Source organism: Actinokineospora xionganensis (genome assembly GCF_014323725.1).
GTDB lineage: Bacteria > Actinomycetota > Actinomycetes > Mycobacteriales > Pseudonocardiaceae > Actinokineospora > Actinokineospora xionganensis.
Genome location: NZ_JABVED010000014.1, coordinates 1 through 17,913, shown reverse-complemented (window position 1 = coordinate 17,913; position 17,913 = coordinate 1). Strand labels below are relative to the sequence as shown.

Sequence of the window (17,913 nt, the reverse complement as noted above, 5' to 3'; positions counted from 1 at the left end):
GAGGAAATCAACTTCCCCCATGTGGCAAGGGGGAAATGAAATGCGTTCACTGGTAAGTCTGCGTCCATTGGCCTCGCTGGCCATCGCCCTGTCCTTCGCCGGCCTCGCCGCCGCGCCGGCCGCCGCTGCCGTCGAGCAGAACAGCCCTCGGATCGCGGAAAGCCCGCTGGCCTGCGGTTGGGACCCGGACGGCCCGTCCGGCCGGGCCTACTACAACCACTGCGGCGGGGGCTCGTGGGTGTGGATCCGGGTGGAGCGACACCACGGCCTCAGTGGGTACGACGAATGCGTCGGACCGGGCCGCACCTATCTGGGGGATGCGGGAATCATCAAGTTCGCCTGGTACAAGGGTGAGACCTGCTGATTCGAATGAATGGCGGGCCGAATAGTGTTGGGGGCTATTCGGCCCGCCCCTTCGACATTTCCGATCAGCGCGCCTCATCCAGAATCGCGCGCTGCTCGGGCGACAGTTCCAAGTCCACCGCGGCGATACTCTCGTCCAACTGCGCCACCGAGGACGCACCGACCAGCGGGATCGCCGGGATGTCGTTGCCGATCATCCACGCCAGCACGACCTGGTTCACGGTCGCTCCCGTCTCCACGGCCACCTTGCGTGCCGCCGCGAGCCGGGAGTGCGTGCCGGGGTGGTCGAAGTCGACGCCGAGTGGCTTGTCGGCGCGGGTGTAGGCGCCGCCGAGCAACGGTGAGTACGCCACCAACGCCAGGTCCGGCTCGGTCCGCAGATATGCCCGCAGGTCCGCGCTGAGGTAGCCCTGGTTGCCGTCGACCGACCGCCTGCCCGGCAGGTCAGTGCGTGGACGAAGGTAACTGTGCTGGTACTGCAGGACTTCGTACCAGGCAAGCCCCGCCGCCGCGCTCGTCGCCCTGGCCCGTTCCACCCGCCAAGCCCAGTGGTTGCTCACCCCGAGCAGACCCACCGCGCCCTCGGTGACGAGTTCCCCGAAGGCCGCCACGGTCTCCTCCATCGGCGTCACATAGTCCTCCACGTGGGCATACAGCAAGTCCAGCGTGGACATCCCCAGCGCCTCAGCGCTTCGCGCGGCGGACTCGCGGATCGCCTTGGGGGACAAGCCCTCGATGTTGTGCGGCAGCGCGGTTTCGGCGAAGCTGAGGCCCGGGGCGATCGGGCGGCCGCCGAGCTTGGTGGCGACGGTGATCTCGTCGCCGACGCCGCGGCTGCGCCGCCAGCGGCCGAGGAGCGCCTCGCTCTGGCCGCCCTGCGACGAATCGGCCCAGAAGGCGTAGTTGTTCGACGTGTCGATGAACGTCCCGCCCGCCTCGACATACCTGTCCAGGATCGCGAACGACGTCCCTTCGTCGGTGGTCGTGCCGAACAGCATGGCGCCCAGGCTCAGCACGCTGACGGTGCGGCGGGTTCGCGGGTCCGTGCCGATCGTGCGGTACTTCACGCGGAGATCCTCTCAACCGGCCCGTGTGGTTCCGGGCGTCGAGAGCAGTCAATCTCCTGGAGCGCGCTCCAGGTCAAGTCAGCAGCGGTCGAGCATCTTCTCGAGTTCGGTCTTCTCAGCGGGGTTCACCGACAGCTTGTAGTGGTGCTTGACCGCGATCCAGTTGACCGAGTAGCCGCACCAGGTGCTGGTCAGCGGCGGCTTCCAGGTGTCGGGTCCCTGATCTCCCTTGGCCTGGTTGACGTTGTCGGTCACCGCGATCAGCTGTGGGCGCACCATGTCGTTGGCGAACTCGCGGCGCCGCTCCCTCGACCACTCGCCCGCGCCGCTGCGCCAGGCGTTGGCCAGCGGCACCAAGTGGTCGATGTCCACATCGGTCGGTTCGGTCCAGGTCGCGCCGTCGAAGGGGCTGACCCAGCGGCCGGACACCACGCGGCAGCGGCCGTCGACCACGACATCGTGACCGTCACGCTTGAGCACCGCCTCGCGGGCGTTGCACTGTCCTTCGACGGTTGCCCAGTGCGGGAACGATTCGCGCGAGTACCCCGCCATCGGTCGGCCGGGGCGGACTTCCAACTCCGCCAACTGTGTTCGGGCGGTGCCCGGATCGTTGGCGGGCGCGATGTCCGCCGGTGTCGCGCCCGCGGACTTCGACTCCAGCCACCCGACCGCCATCGCGGTCAGGCCAAGCACCACCAGCGCGGCGAGCACGAACAACAGCCGGTTCCGCAGCGGGATCGCTTTCGACCGGGCTTTCCGTCGGCCGGCACTTGCCATCCCCCGAGACTCCCTCCGCGCGTCTGAGCGGATCTTGGCACGGAGGGAGCCCGCTGATCGTTTCGGGGTGCTTTCGTTATCTGATCGAGGTTTCAGCCGTGCGAACGGCCGACCCGGACATCGTGGATCACAACCGGGTGCCGGGGCGCTCCGTCGACCGCGCCATCCGGATCGATGCCCGCGGCGACAATGCGGTCCATGACCTCGATGCCGCGGGTGACGTGTCCCATCACCGTGTAGACGGGCCGGATCTTGGCGACCGAGTGCACGATGAACCACTCGCTGCCGTTCGTTCCCGGCCCCTGGTTGCCCATCGCGATGGTGCCGCGCGGGTACGTCTCCTGGCCGGTGACCTCGTCCGGGAACTTGTAGCCCGGACCGCCTTCCTCCGCGCGGTAGATGTCACCGCACTGCAGGACACCCAGCCGCGGGCTGTCGGTGAGCCGGAAACACCGGGTGTCGTCGTAGAAGTCGGCGCGGGCCAGGTGGACGAGGTTGTGCACCGCGCAGGGCGCGTTGTCGCGGTCGAGCCGCAAGTCGAGCGTCCCGTAGTTGGTGGAGATGCTGACATCCACGGTCCCGTGCGACTTCGCTTTCGCGCGGGGAACGCGCACCGGCCGGGCGGCGGGGTTGTCCGGGGTCGGTGTGAACTCGCACCGCGCGGGCTTCCCGGTTTCCGCGGTGGCGGGCGACGAGACGATCACACCAGCGACAAGTGCCGTGATGACGGCGATCATGGTTCGCTTCATCGGGCCAGGCTAGCGACGGCCCCCGGGTGTGGCGATCGGCTGTTCGGCCGGTCGTCGCCGGCGATCCCGCCGCCCCAGGCGGGACCACCGGCGTCAGCCGGTCACTCTTCGGTCTTCGCGGCCGGGCGGTAGGTCTGCAGGAGCACGTTGGGGCCGACGTTGCGCGTCTCGACCAGCTCCAGGTCCGACGCGCCCGCGCCGTCGTTGAACAGCCGCTTGCCCGAGCCCAGGACCACCGGGTGCACAATCAGCCGGTACTCGTCGATCAGACCGTGCGCGCGCAGGGTGTCGATGAGCTGCGAGCTGCCCGGGACGAGGATGTCGCCCTCGTGCTTGGTCTTGAGGTTGGCGACCTCCTCGGCGACGTTGTCGGAGATGACGGTGGTGTTGTTCCACTTCGCCTCGCCGAGGGTCGTGGACACGACGTACTTGGGCATCGAGTTCATCTTGTCGGCGAACCCGGCCTCGTCGGTCATCTCCGGCCACGCGGCGGCGAAGGCGTCATAGGTGAGCCTGCCGAACAGCTGCGCGTCACTGTTCATGAGCTCCTCGAACTTGAACTGGTCGCCGTCCGGAGCAGGGGACTTGAAGCTCCAACCGCCGTGCTCGAAGCCCTCGGCGCCGCCCGGGTCCTCGATGACGCCGTCGAGGGAGATGAATTCGGTGACAACGAGCTTGCCCATGGTGTTCCTCCAGTCTCGGCCCGCGGGTTCGCGGGGCTACCTCTTCCTGGTCGGCTGTCTTCGCCGTGTACTTGACCGACGGACGGGAGGTCGTGCAATCGACACGTCTTCCAAATTTTTTCCGCGCGAGTTTCGCGGGAACTGTGCCGCCTCCCCGGAACTTCAAGAGTTGGTCACCAGTGCGGGACAGTGCGGGACAGTGCGCACCGTGGTCGGCAGCCGTCACAGACCGGTGAGGACGCCGGTTCTCCCAGGCGATGCCCGCGACCCCGCCGCCGCCCAGCAGCAGCGCTCGTCGAGTCACTCTTGTCATTCTGGTGCGTAAGGCAAGTCACCCGCTTGGCCTGCTTTGGTCAGGGGGCTGAGACGGCCCCGGATCTCCTCTGCGTGACCAACCGCCACCCACATGGACCGGACCGATCCGCCATTCGCGGGTAACGATCATGTGGATGTCGAGAGCGAGCCCGGCGATGTCCCGCTGACCCGCCGATCGGAGTCGCCCCGGTGGCGGATTGCCCGCGGGTCGACGAGAAACCAGGCTCGCGGGGGAATCACCCACCGACGTCAAACAGCGTCGCGGCGTCACGCGGCGGCGGCAAGGAGCCGACATCACCATGGGGCGAACCAATTTCGGCGCCCGGCTGGTCGCAGGGGTGGCGAGTGCCTCGCTGCTGGCGGGCGCCCTCCTCGTGAGCACCGCGCCCACCGCGGCTGCGGCCGTGCGGGAAGCTCTCGGATACAAGACCTCGCCTTCGCAGCCGTACAAAGGCAACCCGGACCAGACGGACTGGTCCGGGTCGTACCTGGTCAACGGCCAGCAGGTCTGGTGCGTGCAGTACGCGTACCTAGCGCCCGACACCGACGAGCAGTACCAGCCGGGCGAGGCGCTCAAGACCAAGTGGGGGACGGAGCTGAGCCCGGACGTCGCGGCCCAGATCTCCTACCTGCTGCTGCGCTACTCGACCACCAAGAGCGCCGACGAGGCCGCGGCCCTGGCGCACCTGCTGCACTCGTGGACCGCGGCGCCGCAGGACCCCGGCCAACTCCTCCCGACCAATACATTCCGCACGATCGCCTACGACGCCCCCTTCCACCTGGGGAAGCTGCCCGCGAGCGCCAAGGCAGCCGTCGATCGGCTCAAAGCCGACGCCACCGCCAACCGGGGCCCGTGGACGACCGGCATCACCAAGCCGACCGCGCCGCAGGTCATCGGCACACCCGACACCTGGACCGTCAAGGTCGTCAACGCCGCGGGCAAGGGCGTGGGCACCGTCCCGGTCACGATCACCCTCACCGACGCTCTTGTCGACGGCCGCAAGACGCTGATCCTCCCGACTCCGGAGGCGGGCGGACCGCTGACGCTCAGCGTCACGCCGACCGGGCCCAACCCGAAGGTCGCGATCTCGCTGGCGGCTCCCGCCGACAAACCGGTGGTGCGCCAGGCGGTCCAGGTCGACACCCAGCGCGTGGTGAGCACCGGCGGCGAGAAGCGGCTGACCGGGGCCGAGGCCGTCACGGCCGTGACCGCGCCGGGCAAGGTCGCGGTGGCGAAGGTCGACGAGAAGACCGGCAAGGGCATCGCGGGCGTGTCACTGCGGATCACCGCCGCGGACAAGACCAAGCCCGCGGTGGACCAGGACGGCAAGCCGCTGACCGGCGCGGATGGGACCCCTTCGGTCGTGGTGACCGGCGCGGACGGCACGGCGGGCGTGCCGAATCTGCGCACGCCGCAACAGATCTGCGTCATCGAGGTCGCCGCACCGCCCGGGTACGAGCAGGCGTTCGACCCGGCGGCGCCGCCCGCGGCGTGCGGCGAGGTCACCCCGGGGGCGACGCTCACGCTCAAGGTCGCGAACAAACCCAACGTGCCCACGGTGCCCAAGACGATCCCCGCGGGCGGCGGCCAGCCCGCCGCGGCGGCCGCGATGACCGACGGCGGCCCGTCGACCGGCCTGCTCGTCGGACTCGGTGTCCTGATGCTCATCGGCGGCGCCTTGGTGACCCTGCTCCTGCTCCACGGACCGTCGCGAAGGCGCGTCGTGGTCGGCCGGGGCATGCGCCGGGACTGGGGGCGCTGACCCCGGATGGCCCGACAGAGTTGGTGGCTCGCCCTGCCCGCGGTCGCGGGCGGGGCGGGTCTGTTCGTCGCGGTGGCCTTCGGCGGCGCGGTGACCGTGTCCGGGCAGGCCGTCGCCGGACCCCATGAGCCGCCGCGACCGCAGGCGGTCGCCCTTGGCGGGATCGGCGGGGTGCTGCCCACCGAAGCACCGCAGGCGACCACGCCTGCCGCGCCGCCCGCCGCGAGTGCCCCACCCGTCGAACCGACCGCGGCGCCGGTCGGGCAGCGGCCGGGCACGGTCCGGCTGGCCAAGGGCGGCACGGCGACACTGGTGCGCCAGGAACTGGGCCCGGACGCGACCCTGCCGGTGCCGAACGGCGTGCGCGAGGCGACGTGGTGGGGCGCGGGTCTGGACGCCGCCACGGGCGCGACGGTGTTCGCCGGGCATGTGGACTGGAAGGGGCAGACGGGTCCCTTCGCCGAACTGTGGAACGCGCGGACCGGTGACCCCGTGTCCGTGGTGGACGCGGCCGGCCGCACCTGGAGCTACCGGGTGTCGCGGGTGGAGACGGTCTCGAAGGGCGACCTGCCCCCGCGCGCCGAGGAGTTCTTCGGCCAGGGCGGCACGCACCGGTTGGTCCTCGTCACCTGCGGCGGCCGCTGGGTCGGCGGCTCGGACGGCTACGAGTCGAACCGGGTGGTGATCGCGACCCGGGCGTGACCACCGGCTTCCAGGAATGTGCGCGTCGAGCCTGCCGTGGTTCATCATGTGCAGCCGACTTCCGCGGCGGCGACCTGATCTCCTCGCCGGCTGCCGAAGGGCTCGCACCGTCCGATGTGGACACCGTGTTCTTCACGCACCTGCACCACGACCACGTGGGCTGGGTCAGCGACGTCGCACCCGCGCCGAGCCCGCGGACCCGTTCGGGCTGACCTTCGGCCAGGCCCGACACCTGGTGGCGGAAGCGGAGTGGCGGCACTGGGCGGGCACCGACGGGGTGGTCGGGCGCACCCGGTCGCGGTGATGGCGCCCTGTCCGGCCGGGTCGAGTTCACCGCGGACGGCGCCGAGATCGCCCCAGGCGTGCGGGTGCTGGCGACTTCCGGCCACACGCCTGGCCATCAGAGCCTGGTCATCACCGACCCGTCAGGCGTGGACGCGCGTCGGCCCGTGGTCCTTGGCGACGTCATGCACTGCCAGGTCCAGGTGCTGGAAGGCCACTGGGCTTTCGTGTTCGAACGTCACCGCCACCTGAGCGTGACGCCCGCAGAGAAGAAACACAGCGCCAACAGGCCGCCACCCAAGGGGACCCGTGACGGCTGCCGACCACGGCCACCACCACTCCGCACGCAAGACGGCAGGTGACCAAATATCAAGAATTCCGGGGTGACGGAACAGTGAACCGGCAGTTGCCCAGATGGTCGACCTCGGCCTGGGAGTCGTTGAACCACACGCCGTCGTCGCCCAGGTAGCGGAACGTCAGCGTCGTCCCCTCTTCCACCTCCACGGTGGTCGACAGGGTGCCGTTGCTGCGCCTGCGCAGCTCGTGGCGACCGGGTTCCCACTCGTTGAAGTTCCCGACGACCGACGCCTTGGCGATCCCAGGCAGGTCGTCCTGCGCCAGCGCGAACGTCACGCGCTGGTGGCCGTCGGCCGCGCGCTTAACTCGGATCATCGAACACCTCTCGGTTCTCCGACACCTGTCGCTGACAGTTTCGAGGCAGGCACGGATGGTCGCAACCGGGGGCGGTTGGCGGATTCCGGCCCGCGGAACTTCTACCGGGACCATATTTATAGGTGCCGGGATAGCCTGATCGGACTAGGGCTGACGCGACTGGGAGTGGGTGCGTGAATGAGCAACCTGGAGCAGGCGCCTGCCGAGCTCGTCTGCTCGGCCGACACAGCGCCCGCGGGCAAACTGCTCGACGGGCGCGAGGTCCCGCTGGGCGGTCCCCGGTCGATGATGGTGCGCCGGACGCTGCCGCAGCGTGAGCAGTCGCTGATCGGCGCCTGGTGCTTCGTCGACCACTACGGCCCGGACGACGTCTCCGCCACCGGCGGCATGGCCGTGCCGGGCCACCCGCACACCGGGCTGCAGACCGTGTCCTGGCTGTTCAGCGGCGAGGTCGAGCACCGCGACACCACCGGGGCGCACGCGGTCGTCCGCCCGGGCGAGATCAACCTGATGACGGCGGGCTCGGGGATCGCGCACTCCGAGCACTCGCTGCCGGGGACCTCGGTGCTGCATGGCGCGCAGCTGTGGATCGCGCTGCCGGATCGCGACCGGTTCGTCGACCCGGCCTTCGAGCACTACGCGCCGCCCGTGCACGCCCACGACGGCGCGCGCGTCGTGGTGTTCCTCGGGACCCTGCTCGGACACACGTCGCCGGTGGCGACCCACACGCCGCTGCTGGGCGCCGAGATCACCCTGCGCCCGGGCCAGGTCCTGCGCCTGGACGTGGAAGCCGGTTTCGAGCACGGCGTGCTCGTCGACACCGGCGAGGTCCATGCCGCGGGCGTCACCGCGAGCGCCGGGAAGCTGGTCTACCAGCCGACGGGGTCGACGTCACTCACCCTCGAAGCGGGCGACGAACCGGCGCGGGTGCTCGTCCTCGGCGGCGAACCGCTGGGGGAGCGGATCGTCATGTGGTGGAACTTCATCGCCCGCTCGCACGACGAGATCGTCACTTTCCGCGAGCAGTGGCAGCGGGCCCGCTCCGGCGTGGAGTCCGGCCGCTACGGCGAGTTCCCCGAGCAGTGGGCCGAGACGCTGCCCGCGCCGGTCCTGCCCAACATCCGGCTGAGGTCGCGCGGCTGACCCTCACCGCCGGGTGATGAGGACGGCGATGACCACCGCACCGATGGTGCCGATGAGCCGGTTGACATCGATCGCCGGCCGCCAACGAACCGACGACCCGCGGATGACGAAGGCCCCCGCGGGCCGGGCGCAGACGCCGAAGCCCGCCCCCTCGGTGATCAGTTCGGTGCCGCTCCCGCCGCCACCGCCGCCGTGGATGGTGGCCGCGGCGATGACGGTGACCCCGTCGCGTTCGCAGGGATCGGTGTAGACGGTCCGCGCGCTGAGCGTGTCCTTGGCCAGCCGGAACACGTCGAGATAGGTCATCGCGAGTCCTCCCAGGTCAACGGTAGGCAACGCGGGGGTAGCCGGGCGACCTCACCAGTGCGGATGTGTAGCGAGCGAAGATGTGGGTAACTCCTCGGCCAGCGGCCGCGAACCGTCGCGGACCCCTGCTGGAAGGGAGAACGCCATGGACTTCGGCCAAGGCCTATCCGATGCGTGGGCGTCGATCATCACCTTCGTGCCGAAGCTGCTGATGTTCCTGGTCATTCTGTTCATCGGTTGGCTTCTCGCCAAGGCGCTCGCCAAAGCCGTCGACTTCGGCCTGGAAAAGGTCGGATTCGATCGTGCGGTCGAGCGCGGCGGCATCAAACGCATGCTGGACCGCGGCAAGTACGACGCTTCCGACATCATCGCGAAGATCGTCTACTATGCGATCCTGCTGATCGCCCTGCAGATGGCGTTCGGCGTGTTCGGGCCGAACCCGGTCTCCGACCTGCTGACCGCCGTTGTCGCGTGGCTGCCGAGGGCCATCGTGGCGATCATCATCGTGGTCGTGGCCAGCGCGATCGCCACCGGTGTCAAGGACCTGATCAACAACACGCTGGGCGGGCTGTCCTACGGGCGGCTGCTCGGCACGATCGCCTCGGTCTTCATCCTGGCCCTGGGAATCATCGCCGCGCTGAACCAGATCGGTGTGGCCACCACGGTCACCACCCCGGTTCTCGTGGCAGTCCTCGCGACCGTCGCGGGCATCCTGATCGTCGGCGTCGGCGGTGGTCTCATCAAGCCGATGCAGAACCGCTGGGACGGCTGGCTGAACCGCGCGGAGCAGGAGATCCCGAAGATGCGCGACGAGGCCGCGGCCACCGCGCCGCGACAGGGCGCCCCGGAAACGGCGCGACACGGCGCCACCACGGAAACGAGCCAGATGGGGTCCAGGCCCGCGAGCCATGTCCCCGCGGGCGCCGTGGATCCGAGTGCGCCGACCACACCGATTCCGCCCGCCGGTGCGCCGATGCCGCCGTCGAGCGGTTACCGACGCACCTGACGGGTTTCCCCTCCGGTCACCGGGGTAGCCACCATGCGAGACGGCGTAACCGATTCGACCGGAGGGGCCAAGACCATGGCCGAGCACACCCCTCGCGTAGCGGACGCGATCAACACACTGGTGGCCGCGGTCCGAGACCGTGACATCGACGTCGTGTCCGATCTGCTCGCCCAGTGGTGCCGACCCGCCTCGGACTCCGACCTTCTCGCCATCGTGACCGCGCTGATCAGTGCGGGTGGCAGGAAGATCCTGGAGTCCGAGGCGGTTCAGCTGCCCGACGCGGCGTTCGCCGTGGAGGTGCAAGACGCCGACGGGCTGCCCGTCGACATCGATTCGATCGCCCCGCCGGTCCGCGCCGTGCTGCGCGCGCAACTGGCGTGGCTCAACGACCGGCCGGAGGACGTCACCGACCAGCTCCGGCTGGTGATCGACTCCGGCGACAGCCACGACCGGATGTCGATGCTCGTGCACGCCTTGGTCTGGGCCGTCCAGGTCGGCGTCGATGAGTCCACAGAGGACTCTGGAGAGGCCGGGCGACGATGATGACGGACATGGCCGCACGCGGACCCGCCATCGTGTGGCGGGGACCGATCGACGCGGACCTCGCGGTGGTGCTCGATCCGGCCGGGGAGGCCAGCCACGGCGAACTGCCCGCGACTTGGCGCCCGCTGACCGACCGGCTGCGGATCGGCTGGGTCCGGCTGCCCGCGGACGGCCCGGGCTTGGCGGCGCTGGCCTCGATCCTGAGCGAGACCCCGGGCAGGCGCGTGCACATCGTCACCAGCGGGGCGGCCACCGAGCCGGTCCTGTGGGTGGCGGGTGCGCAGGCGCGGAAGGTGAAGTCCTTCGTCGCCGTCGACCCGCGGTCCTGCGCCCCCGACTCGCCGTGGGGTGAGTGGGCGAGAGGGCTGGAGGATGAGGGGGCGGTGGTCCGGTGCTTCCGGACCGCCCAGGAGGACGTGGACCTGCGCAGGCCGCCGCCCGCGCCGCTCGGTCTGCCCGAAGTGGTGGCGTGGGTGGCGGAGACGATTGCCGCCACGGAACCGCCGTCGAGCACCCTGCGCGACACGATCGCCCGCGGCCTGCGCGCTATGCGCCGTCACCGCCGCGCCGGTGGCGCGCGGGCACCGCGAACCACAGGGTCGCGAACCCGACCGCGGTGATCGCGGCCAGGATGGCCGCCGCGGGCTGACCGATGATCACATCGGTGAGCAGTAGGACCGTCCCCGAGACCGCGAGGGCGAGCGTCGCCAACCCGACGATGGCGAAGGTGTTGGCGCTGTCGACAATCAGGTCGCGCCTGCCCTGCCGGAACAGCACCCGATGCCAGGCCGCCGGGGCGGTGAACAACGCGATCGCCAACACGGCGAGCAACACCGTGATCAGGTGAACCATCTGCTGAAACCCGGTCGCACGCTCGTAGGACTCGGTGAACGTCACGGCGAGCAGGAAACCGAAGAGGATCTGCACCCCCGCCTGAGCCACCCGCAGCTCCTGCAGGAGCTCGTTGACGTTGCGCCGCAGCCGGTCGCCTTCGCTCTCGTCGTCGGTCATCGGTGGAGCAGTCCGATGAGGATGAAGTAACCACAGCCGCCGATCACGATGACCAGGGTCAGGTTGAACATCAGTCGCGCGATCATGGCCCACCCACCGCACAGTCGTAGGGAACCTCACCGCGGTCGACACACCCGGCGGCGGTCACCAGCCAGCCCCGGTTGAACTCGCTGAGAAAAAGCGTCCCCGACCCGGCGCGGACGATGGCGCCATCGCCCCACACCTCGGTTTCCACGATGGTGGCGGGCGTCAACTTCTCCAGGGCGGCGGCGCAGTCCTCGTCCGCGAGCACCCTCGGCCCGAACAGGGCACACGCCTCTTCAGTGCGGTTGTCGGCCAACGCCCCGAGAAACGCCCGCGCCACATTCTCCGCCTCCCGAACCCGCTCGCCCCCACAAGCTGAGAGACCCACCAGGGCAGCGAGCACCACAGCGACCCGCCTCATCGACATGGATCGACGGTACTAGCGATCAGCACGTTCTGCCCGACGCCCGGATCGTGCCCGATCAGCCAATCCGCCCACGGCCAGACGATAGACCCACCCAGGCCGTGCAGAATCGCCCACGAATTAGGCATGCCACAAACCACCTCACCCAGCCGAGCAACACAGCCCGACCACGCCCCCCATGCAGGGGCGAAGAGCCGTCCCTGGAGGTGACCCTGTTCGGAGCTCAAGGGCAACGGGGAGTGCAGGGCGAAGAGCCGTCCCTGAAGGTGCCCCGTCCGGGGTGCAGGGCAGAGGAACTGCAGGGCGAAAGGCCGTCCCTGGAGGTCTGCGCGTACGGGGTGCAGGGAAAGGGCGCACGGGTCCGGCGGTTGTTCGCGATGTCTAATCGATGTCCGGCGGTGTGCGGATGGTCTCGGCCATCGAGCCGCCCGCCTCATCTGCCGACTGGCCCCTGCGGGCCGCGTCGTCCGGAACCTGTCGTTGTGGTTCGGGCATGTCGTAGCCCTCGGGCTCGTTCGCGGCGTCCACGGATTCGTCGAGGTCGTCGATGGGGGCCGCGGCGACGGGGGTGTCCGGGACGTCGTCCGGGGTCACGTCCGCCTGTTCGGCTGTTAGTTTCCGCTCCATGCCCTCGCCCTCGAGTGCCTCCGAGGGAGTGGTGCCGTACTTGTCGGCCGCCGACCAGTGTTCGGGGGGTTCGACGCCCTCTTCCAGCGGGTCCACGTGCAATGCGTCCTCGTCCAAGTCCTCCGCGCCGGTGTCGGCGGGGTCGCGGTCGCTCATGATGGCCTCCCTGGGGTACGGGTGAGGTCTACCCCCGTCCCCGTTCGGCAAAACGACCGCTACCCGGACGTGGACTCCTCCGCCGCCTTGCGGGCCCTCGCCCGGCGCTTGCCCTCGTGCATCGCCTGGACGCGGGCGACCGGGATGGTGTGGCCTTCGGCGACCAGGTCGGCGGCCAAGGGCTGCGGGTCGGGCATTCGGGTGGCCCACGGGTCGGTGTCGCCGAGTAGCGCCGGGGCTGTTCGCACGGTGAAGTCCGCGGGTTTGACCGAGGTCAGGTCCTCCCACGCGACCGGGAACGAGACGGGGGTGCCGGGGCGGATGCGGGGACTGTAGGCCGCGACCACGGTGGCACCGCCCGAGCGCGTGGAGTCGAGGAAGACCTTGCCCGCCCGGTCCTCCACGATGTAGGCCGTCGTGGCCAGGGCCGGGTCGATACGCTCCGCCCGGGCGGCAATGGCGCGGGTGGCTGCGGCGACGTCCTCCATGGACGCGTCCGGGTCGACGGGGGCGAAGACGTGGACGCCCTTCGCGCCGCTGGTCTTGGCGACGCCGGTGAGGCCGGAGTCGGCCAGGGCCTGCCGCACCAGCAGGGCGGCCTGGACGGCGGCGCCGAAGCTGTCGTCGCCCGCGGGCGGGTCGAGGTCGAGGATCAGGTGGGTGACATGGTCCGGGCGGGACAGGACCGTCAAGGTGGGGTGGTACTCGATGGACCGCTGGTTCGCGAACCACAGCAGGGTCCGACGGTCGTCGCAGAGCGCGTAGGAGATCTCGCGTTTGGACGCCTCCGCCCACACCGTGGCCCGCCGGACCCATTCCGGTGTGTATTTCGGCAGATTCTTCTGCATGAACGGCTGCTGGCCTGGCCGCACCCGCATCACCGACAGCGGGCGATCGCGCAACACCGGGATCATCCGGTCGCGGACCGCGTCCAGGTAGTCGACGAGGTCGCGTTTCGTGGCCTCGGCCCCGTCGAACAGCGGCTGGTCGAGATTGGTCAGCGACACCCCGTCGCGCACTTCGTCCTCGCTCACCCGATCACCTTCCCACGCGTGGCGGTCCCGTCAACTCCGATCTTGCGCGAGCGAAATCCGCTCCGTTCGACTATCACTGAGGGATGAGGACGGGGTCGCGTCGGCCACAGCTGTACCGGTCGAGCCGAATAGGGTGAGAATGACAGGTATGACGGGTGCCACGACCAGCGCGGGGACCGCGCACCAGGACCGGGTGCAGCGCCTGCGCGAACGGTTCGCCGCCCTGCCGCCGGACTCGCCGATCCGGCTGGCCAAGCGCACCTCCAACCTGTTCCGCGACCGCGGCGGAGCCGGGACCATCGACGTCGCCGACTTCACCCATGTCCTGTCCGTCGACCCGGAGGCGCGCACCGCCGACGTCGAGGGCATGGTCACCTACGAGCAGCTGGTCGACGCCACCCTGCCGCACGGGCTGATGCCGCTGGTCGTGCCGCAGCTCAAGACCATCACCCTGGGCGGCGCGGTCACCGGGCTCGGTATCGAGTCGTCGTCCTTCCGCAACGGCATGCCGCACGAGTCGGTGCTGGAACTCGAAGTCCTCACCGGCGACGGCCAGGTCGTCGTCGCGCGGCCGGACAACGAGCACCGCGACCTGTTCCACGGCTTCCCCAACTCCTACGGGACCCTCGGCTACGCGCTGCGGCTCACCATCGAACTCGAACCGGTGCGCCCTTACGTCCACGTGCGCCACCTCCGCCACCGCGACGCCACCGCCTACTTCGCCGAACTGGCCGAGGTCTGCGAGACCCGCGAGCACGGCGGGGTCCAGGTCGACTTCGTCGACGGCACTGTGTTCGGACCCGACGAGCTGTACCTGACGCTGGGCACGTTCACCGACGAGGCGCCCTACACCAGCGACTACACCTGGCTCGACATCTACTACCGCTCCATCCAGGGCCGCGCCGACGACTACCTCACCGTCCGCGACTACCTGTGGCGCTGGGACACCGACTGGTTCTGGTGCTCGGCCGCCCTCGGCGTGCAGAACCGTCTCGTCCGGCGGGTGCTGGGCCGCAAGCGGCTCCGCTCGGACGTCTACTGGAAGGTCGTCGCACTCGAACGCAAGCTCGGCGTGTCCGCCCGGATCGACAAGTGGCGCGGGCTGCCCGAGCGGGAGACCGTGGTGCAGGACATCGAGGTCCCCATCGACCAAGCCGCCGCGTTCCTCGAGTTCTTCCACCGCGAGATCCCGATCAACCCGGTCTGGGTGTGCCCGGTGCGGCTGCGGGACAAGACCCAGTGGCCGCTCTACGTCATGGACCCGGACTCGCTCTACGTCAACTTCGGGTTCTGGTCGTCGGTCCCGCTCGACCCGGGGGAGTCCGCGGGCACCCACAACCGGCTCATCGAGAAGACCGTCACCGAGATGCGCGGCCGCAAATCGCTGTACTCCGCCAGTTTCCACGAAGAGGATGAGTTCTGGTCCCTCTACAACGGACCCGCCTACCGGGATCTCAAGACTCGCTACGACCCGGGGGCAAGGCTGCTCGATCTGTACGACAAATGCGTCCGGGGGCGCTGACCAGGGGAGAGCGAATGACCACACCGCGAATCGCGTCGGCTTTCGAGGGCATCATCCCGCCCGACGGCGGGCTGGCCGTGACCGCCTACGACGGCAGCGTCGCGGGCAACCCGGACGCGCCGGTCCGACTGGAACTGTCCACACCGGAAGCGGTGACCTATCTGCTTTCCGCGCCGGGCGAACTGGGCCTGGCCCGCGCGTACGTCACCGGACACCTGAAGATCACCGGCGGCCTCTACAACCTCCTCGACGTGCTGGTGCCCATCATCGACGACCTGCACCTGCGCGACGGCATCAAACTGCTGCGCGAGTTGGCGCCCACCCACCTGCGGCCGGTCCAGGCCCCACCGGAGGAACTCCCGGGCCGCGCCAGGCGGGCGGCACTCGGCCTGCGACACTCCAGAAACCGTGATTCCGTAGCCATCTCCCGGCACTACGACGTGTCGAACCGGTTCTACGAACTGGTCCTCGGCCCGTCGATGGCCTACACCTGCGCCTGCTACCCGACCGCGGACGCCACTCTCGAAGAGGCGCAGTGGCAGAAGTTCGACCTGGTGTGCCGCAAACTCGCGCTGGAACCGGGAATGCGCCTCCTCGACGTCGGCTGCGGCTGGGGCGGCATGGCCATGCACGCCGCCGAGCACTACGGCGTGGACGTGCTGGGCGTGACCCTGTCGCGTGAGCAGGCTCTGTGGGCGCAGAAGGAGATCGCCGCCCGCGGCCTGTCCGACAAGGCGGAGGTGCGCCACCTGGATTACCGCGACGTCACCGAAACCGACTTCGACGCGGTGTCCTCGATCGGCCTCACGGAGCACGTCGGCGCCCGCAACCTCCCGGCGTACTTCACCTTCCTCTACGGGAAGCTGCGTCCCCAGGGCAGGCTGCTCAACCACTGCATCACGCGGACGAACACCACGGCGCCACACAAGGTCGGCCCGTTCTTCGACCGCTATGTCTTCCCGGACGGCGAACTGGAAGGCATCGGCGAGATCGCGTCGGCCATGCAGGACAACGGTTTCGAAATCCGCCACGACGAGAACCTACGCGAGCACTACGCGAAGACCCTTGCGGCTTGGTGCGCCAATTTGGATGAGAACTGGGAGGAAGCGGTCCAGGACGCCGGGATCGCTCGGGCTCGGGTGTGGGCGTTGTACATGGCGGCTTCGCAGTTGGCGTTCGACCGGCATCAGCTTGAGCTGCACCAGTTGTTGGGTGTGAAGGTGGGGGAGAAGGGCGCTTCGGGCATGCCTTTGCGTCCTACTTGGTGACCTCCCTCCGGGGCCGCGATTTTGGTTGGCTGGTGCCTGGATGCAAGGCAGGCTCGGTGGGACGGTGCCTGTTTGGGTTCAGCCCCTGGCGATGGGGGGCGCAGCCACCCCATCGCCAAACCGGTTAATCGCGAGTCGCCCGCTCTGGCAAGTGAGTCGCCCCTTCCGGCGGATGATTTCGACATTCAGAACGTGAGGCGTCCTTCGGTCGGTGTGGGGCCTTGGGCGGTTCATCCGGCCCCGGCCCCCTTGCGCTCGTCGGGACTCCTGGTGGGGACAGCCCTAGAACTGGGTGCGTTCCAGCCAGGTCGTGAACACTTCGGGGTCGCCGATGAGGGTGAGGTCGGGGTGGTCGGCGGGCAGTCTGCGCAGCATGGCCAGAGCCAGGTCCGCCGCCTTCCCGCGCACCGCGGCCGTGCCCTTGGTGTGTTCGTGTTCCACTGTGATCCGTGAGCCGTCCGAGCGGAGGATCCATTCGCCGGGGACGGTGAGGTCCTCGTCGGTGGCGTGTAGGTGTAGCGACGTTCCCTCGACGAGCGGGGCGTCGGCGGCGGCGGGGCGTGCGGTTACCAGGCCGAGCCACTCCGAGAGGCAGTCGGCGGCGACGTCTGGGGCCACCTCGAACGGCACGCCCGCCGCGATGGCTGCGTCGGCGCGGTGCACGACCGTCTCGTGCAGTCTGCGGCGGATCCACCAAGCGGCCGGTTTGGGGCCGGTGAAGGTCCAGACCGATGTGTCCGGCCCGGCCGACTCGACGCCGTCGAGGATGAGTTGGGCGCCGTTGGCCATCCAGTCGACCGCACCCGCCCAGTCGGCGGGTGGTTTGCCGTCGGCGACCGTCTTGGGGTCGATCACGGCCTGGGATCGCTCACCGGCGATGGCGGCTGCCCACCGGTGGCCGCGGCCCATGTGGGTGACCAGTTGCCGCAGCGTCCAGCCGGGGCAGGTGGGCACCTCGGCGTCCGGGTCGGCGGTGCGGGCCAGTTCGGCGATAAGGCGGTTCTGTTCGATTAACTCGGCGGCGAAATCCATGCCGACACCCTAACCAGACCAACCGACAGTCCTCGCTCGCTCACCACGGCCCAGGCTCAGTCCAGGCGCTCGCCGGTGGTCGAGTCGAACAGGTGGATCTCCTCGGGGTGGCGCAGCGTGGCGGTGATGGTCTGGGCCAGGACCGGGGGCGTCCGGCCGTCGACCCGCATGACGACGCGCGGGGTGTTGGGGTCGTCCTGGATGGCGGCGTGGACCAGGGCATCGGCGCCCAGTTCCTCGACCAGTTCGACGATGAGCGACACCCCGTTCTCCGTGCCCGTCGGCGCCAGCTCCAGCGACTCCGGGCGGATACCGGCGGTGACCGTCTCGACGCCGCTTCCGACGGCGCGCGGCAGGGGGATGTCGGCGCCGCCCAGGCGCATCGAGCCGTCGTGGACCGGCAGGGTCAGCAGGTTCATGGCGGGTGAGCCGATGAAGCCCGCG

The 17,913-nt window shown here is 69.6% G+C and carries 22 protein-coding genes; 10 read left to right on the top strand and 12 right to left on the bottom strand.

Annotation, left to right across the window (positions count from 1 at the left end):
• Positions 1–40: 40 nt before the first annotated feature.
• Complete coding sequence (locus GPZ80_RS22940) at positions 41–364, top strand: DUF6355 family natural product biosynthesis protein (protein ID WP_187223144.1); 324 nt, start codon at positions 41–43, stop codon at positions 362–364.
• 64 nt (positions 365–428) lie between these two features.
• Here GPZ80_RS22940 and GPZ80_RS22935 read toward each other — a convergent pair whose 3' ends face one another.
• The 4 genes from GPZ80_RS22935 to GPZ80_RS22920 form a co-directional block, all read right to left on the bottom strand.
• Positions 429–1,430: an aldo/keto reductase gene (locus GPZ80_RS22935; RefSeq protein ID WP_187223143.1), complete on the bottom strand. Its 1,002-nt coding sequence runs from the start codon at positions 1,428–1,430 to the stop codon at positions 429–431.
• Between the two features lie 78 nt (positions 1,431–1,508).
• Complete coding sequence (locus GPZ80_RS22930; RefSeq protein WP_246477384.1) at positions 1,509–2,207, bottom strand: GmrSD restriction endonuclease domain-containing protein; 699 nt, start codon at positions 2,205–2,207, stop codon at positions 1,509–1,511.
• A gap of 92 nt (positions 2,208–2,299) precedes the next feature.
• Positions 2,300–2,956 carry a peptidylprolyl isomerase gene (locus GPZ80_RS22925; protein ID WP_187223142.1) on the bottom strand — a complete coding sequence of 219 codons (657 nt, stop codon included), beginning with the start codon at positions 2,954–2,956 and terminating at the stop codon, positions 2,300–2,302.
• Between the two features lie 101 nt (positions 2,957–3,057).
• The gene (locus GPZ80_RS22920) at positions 3,058–3,639 is read right to left on the bottom strand and encodes a dihydrofolate reductase family protein (RefSeq protein WP_187223141.1); all 582 of its coding nucleotides are present in this window, start codon (positions 3,637–3,639) and stop codon (positions 3,058–3,060) included.
• Positions 3,640–4,253: 614 nt separating this feature from the next.
• On the opposite strand from GPZ80_RS22920, the gene GPZ80_RS22915 reads away from it, so the two are divergent.
• Genes GPZ80_RS22915 through GPZ80_RS34080 form a run of 3 tightly spaced genes read left to right on the top strand, consistent with a single transcriptional unit; the run spans position 4,254 to position 6,631 of the window.
• On the top strand, positions 4,254–5,717 hold the full coding sequence (locus GPZ80_RS22915) for an MSCRAMM family protein (protein ID WP_187223140.1): 1,464 nt from the start codon (positions 4,254–4,256) through the stop codon (positions 5,715–5,717).
• Positions 5,718–5,723: 6 nt separating this feature from the next.
• On the top strand, positions 5,724–6,419 hold the full coding sequence (locus tag GPZ80_RS22910; protein ID WP_187223139.1) for a class F sortase: 696 nt from the start codon (positions 5,724–5,726) through the stop codon (positions 6,417–6,419).
• Positions 6,416–6,631, top strand: a complete 216-nt coding sequence (locus GPZ80_RS34080) for an MBL fold metallo-hydrolase (RefSeq protein ID WP_222719737.1) — start codon at positions 6,416–6,418, stop codon at positions 6,629–6,631. The genes GPZ80_RS22910 and GPZ80_RS34080 overlap by 4 nt, the downstream gene beginning before the upstream one ends.
• Positions 6,632–7,070: 439 nt before the next feature.
• On the opposite strand, the gene GPZ80_RS22900 is transcribed toward GPZ80_RS34080, so the two are convergent.
• On the bottom strand, positions 7,071–7,373 hold the full coding sequence (locus tag GPZ80_RS22900; protein WP_187223138.1) for an early set domain-containing protein: 303 nt from the start codon (positions 7,371–7,373) through the stop codon (positions 7,071–7,073).
• 177 nt (positions 7,374–7,550) lie between these two features.
• Between GPZ80_RS22900 and GPZ80_RS22895 the strand changes: the two genes are divergently transcribed.
• Positions 7,551–8,516 (top strand): pirin family protein, encoded by a 966-nt coding sequence (locus GPZ80_RS22895; RefSeq protein WP_187223137.1) that lies wholly within the window; start codon positions 7,551–7,553, stop codon positions 8,514–8,516.
• A gap of 3 nt (positions 8,517–8,519) precedes the next feature.
• Here the strand turns inward: GPZ80_RS22895 and GPZ80_RS22890 are convergent, their stop codons facing one another.
• A complete protein-coding gene (locus tag GPZ80_RS22890; protein ID WP_187223136.1) occupies positions 8,520–8,822 on the bottom strand; it encodes a sporulation protein in 303 nt (100 codons plus the stop codon).
• Between the two features lie 145 nt (positions 8,823–8,967).
• Here GPZ80_RS22890 and GPZ80_RS22885 point away from each other — a divergent pair, with 145 nt between their 5' ends.
• The 3 genes from GPZ80_RS22885 to GPZ80_RS22875 all read left to right on the top strand — a co-directional run bounded on the left by GPZ80_RS22885 (position 8,968) and on the right by GPZ80_RS22875 (position 10,991).
• Positions 8,968–9,828, top strand: coding sequence for a mechanosensitive ion channel family protein (locus GPZ80_RS22885; RefSeq protein WP_187223135.1), 861 nt, complete (start codon positions 8,968–8,970; stop codon positions 9,826–9,828).
• Between the two features lie 75 nt (positions 9,829–9,903).
• Positions 9,904–10,371, top strand: a complete 468-nt coding sequence (locus tag GPZ80_RS22880) for a hypothetical protein (RefSeq protein ID WP_187223134.1) — start codon at positions 9,904–9,906, stop codon at positions 10,369–10,371.
• An 8-nt stretch (positions 10,372–10,379) separates the two neighbouring features.
• The gene (locus GPZ80_RS22875) at positions 10,380–10,991 is read left to right on the top strand and encodes a hypothetical protein (RefSeq protein ID WP_187223133.1); all 612 of its coding nucleotides are present in this window, start codon (positions 10,380–10,382) and stop codon (positions 10,989–10,991) included.
• Here GPZ80_RS22875 and GPZ80_RS22870 read toward each other — a convergent pair.
• The 4 genes from GPZ80_RS22870 to GPZ80_RS22855 all read right to left on the bottom strand — a co-directional run bounded on the left by GPZ80_RS22870 (position 10,918) and on the right by GPZ80_RS22855 (position 13,647).
• Positions 10,918–11,382: a DUF6328 family protein gene (locus GPZ80_RS22870; protein ID WP_187223132.1), complete on the bottom strand. Its 465-nt coding sequence runs from the start codon at positions 11,380–11,382 to the stop codon at positions 10,918–10,920. The two genes, GPZ80_RS22875 and GPZ80_RS22870, sit on opposite strands and share 74 nt — an antisense overlap.
• A gap of 82 nt (positions 11,383–11,464) precedes the next feature.
• On the bottom strand, positions 11,465–11,833 hold the full coding sequence (locus GPZ80_RS22865; protein WP_187223131.1) for a hypothetical protein: 369 nt from the start codon (positions 11,831–11,833) through the stop codon (positions 11,465–11,467).
• 378 nt (positions 11,834–12,211) lie between these two features.
• A complete protein-coding gene (locus GPZ80_RS22860) occupies positions 12,212–12,613 on the bottom strand; it encodes a hypothetical protein (protein ID WP_187223130.1) in 402 nt (133 codons plus the stop codon).
• 59 nt (positions 12,614–12,672) lie between these two features.
• A complete protein-coding gene (locus GPZ80_RS22855) occupies positions 12,673–13,647 on the bottom strand; it encodes a DNA polymerase domain-containing protein (protein WP_187223128.1) in 975 nt (324 codons plus the stop codon).
• 139 nt (positions 13,648–13,786) lie between these two features.
• Here GPZ80_RS22855 and GPZ80_RS22850 point away from each other — a divergent pair, with 139 nt between their 5' ends.
• Positions 13,787–15,169, top strand: coding sequence for an FAD-binding oxidoreductase (locus GPZ80_RS22850; protein ID WP_187223127.1), 1,383 nt, complete (start codon positions 13,787–13,789; stop codon positions 15,167–15,169).
• Positions 15,151–16,437, top strand: a complete 1,287-nt coding sequence (locus GPZ80_RS22845) for a class I SAM-dependent methyltransferase (protein WP_187223125.1) — start codon at positions 15,151–15,153, stop codon at positions 16,435–16,437. Before GPZ80_RS22850 ends, GPZ80_RS22845 begins: the two co-directional genes overlap by 19 nt.
• 282 nt (positions 16,438–16,719) lie before the next feature.
• Here the strand turns inward: GPZ80_RS22845 and GPZ80_RS22840 are convergent, their stop codons facing one another.
• Both GPZ80_RS22840 and GPZ80_RS22835 read right to left on the bottom strand, forming a co-directional pair.
• Positions 16,720–17,469 (bottom strand): maleylpyruvate isomerase family mycothiol-dependent enzyme, encoded by a 750-nt coding sequence (locus GPZ80_RS22840; protein ID WP_187223123.1) that lies wholly within the window; start codon positions 17,467–17,469, stop codon positions 16,720–16,722.
• 56 nt (positions 17,470–17,525) lie between these two features.
• Positions 17,526–17,913: TOBE domain-containing protein (locus GPZ80_RS22835; RefSeq protein ID WP_187223121.1), on the bottom strand; the 388-nt coding region annotated here is incomplete at its 5' end.

Excerpts from the sequence above, each read along its gene's own strand:
- GPZ80_RS22900 (WP_187223138.1), bottom strand. The coding sequence starts at position 7,373 with ATGATCCGAGTTAAGCGCGCGGCCGACGGCCACCAGCGCGTGACGTTC.
- GPZ80_RS22840 (WP_187223123.1), bottom strand. The coding sequence starts at position 17,469 with ATGGATTTCGCCGCCGAGTTAATCGAACAGAACCGCCTTATCGCCGAA.
- GPZ80_RS22865 (WP_187223131.1), bottom strand. The coding sequence starts at position 11,833 with ATGTCGATGAGGCGGGTCGCTGTGGTGCTCGCTGCCCTGGTGGGTCTC.
- GPZ80_RS22895 (WP_187223137.1), top strand. The coding sequence starts at position 7,551 with ATGAGCAACCTGGAGCAGGCGCCTGCCGAGCTCGTCTGCTCGGCCGAC.
- GPZ80_RS22850 (WP_187223127.1), top strand. The coding sequence starts at position 13,787 with ATGACAGGTATGACGGGTGCCACGACCAGCGCGGGGACCGCGCACCAG.
- GPZ80_RS22920 (WP_187223141.1), bottom strand. The coding sequence starts at position 3,639 with ATGGGCAAGCTCGTTGTCACCGAATTCATCTCCCTCGACGGCGTCATC.
- GPZ80_RS22925 (WP_187223142.1), bottom strand. The coding sequence starts at position 2,956 with ATGAAGCGAACCATGATCGCCGTCATCACGGCACTTGTCGCTGGTGTG.
- GPZ80_RS22860 (WP_187223130.1), bottom strand. The coding sequence starts at position 12,613 with ATGAGCGACCGCGACCCCGCCGACACCGGCGCGGAGGACTTGGACGAG.
- GPZ80_RS22870 (WP_187223132.1), bottom strand. The coding sequence starts at position 11,382 with ATGACCGACGACGAGAGCGAAGGCGACCGGCTGCGGCGCAACGTCAAC.
- GPZ80_RS22880 (WP_187223134.1), top strand. The coding sequence starts at position 9,904 with ATGGCCGAGCACACCCCTCGCGTAGCGGACGCGATCAACACACTGGTG.
- GPZ80_RS22875 (WP_187223133.1), top strand. The coding sequence starts at position 10,380 with ATGGCCGCACGCGGACCCGCCATCGTGTGGCGGGGACCGATCGACGCG.
- GPZ80_RS22845 (WP_187223125.1), top strand. The coding sequence starts at position 15,151 with ATGCGTCCGGGGGCGCTGACCAGGGGAGAGCGAATGACCACACCGCGA.
- GPZ80_RS22910 (WP_187223139.1), top strand. The coding sequence starts at position 5,724 with ATGGCCCGACAGAGTTGGTGGCTCGCCCTGCCCGCGGTCGCGGGCGGG.
- GPZ80_RS22915 (WP_187223140.1), top strand. The coding sequence starts at position 4,254 with ATGGGGCGAACCAATTTCGGCGCCCGGCTGGTCGCAGGGGTGGCGAGT.
- GPZ80_RS22890 (WP_187223136.1), bottom strand. The coding sequence starts at position 8,822 with ATGACCTATCTCGACGTGTTCCGGCTGGCCAAGGACACGCTCAGCGCG.
- GPZ80_RS22930 (WP_246477384.1), bottom strand. The coding sequence starts at position 2,207 with ATGGCAAGTGCCGGCCGACGGAAAGCCCGGTCGAAAGCGATCCCGCTG.
- GPZ80_RS22940 (WP_187223144.1), top strand. The coding sequence starts at position 41 with ATGCGTTCACTGGTAAGTCTGCGTCCATTGGCCTCGCTGGCCATCGCC.
- GPZ80_RS22885 (WP_187223135.1), top strand. The coding sequence starts at position 8,968 with ATGGACTTCGGCCAAGGCCTATCCGATGCGTGGGCGTCGATCATCACC.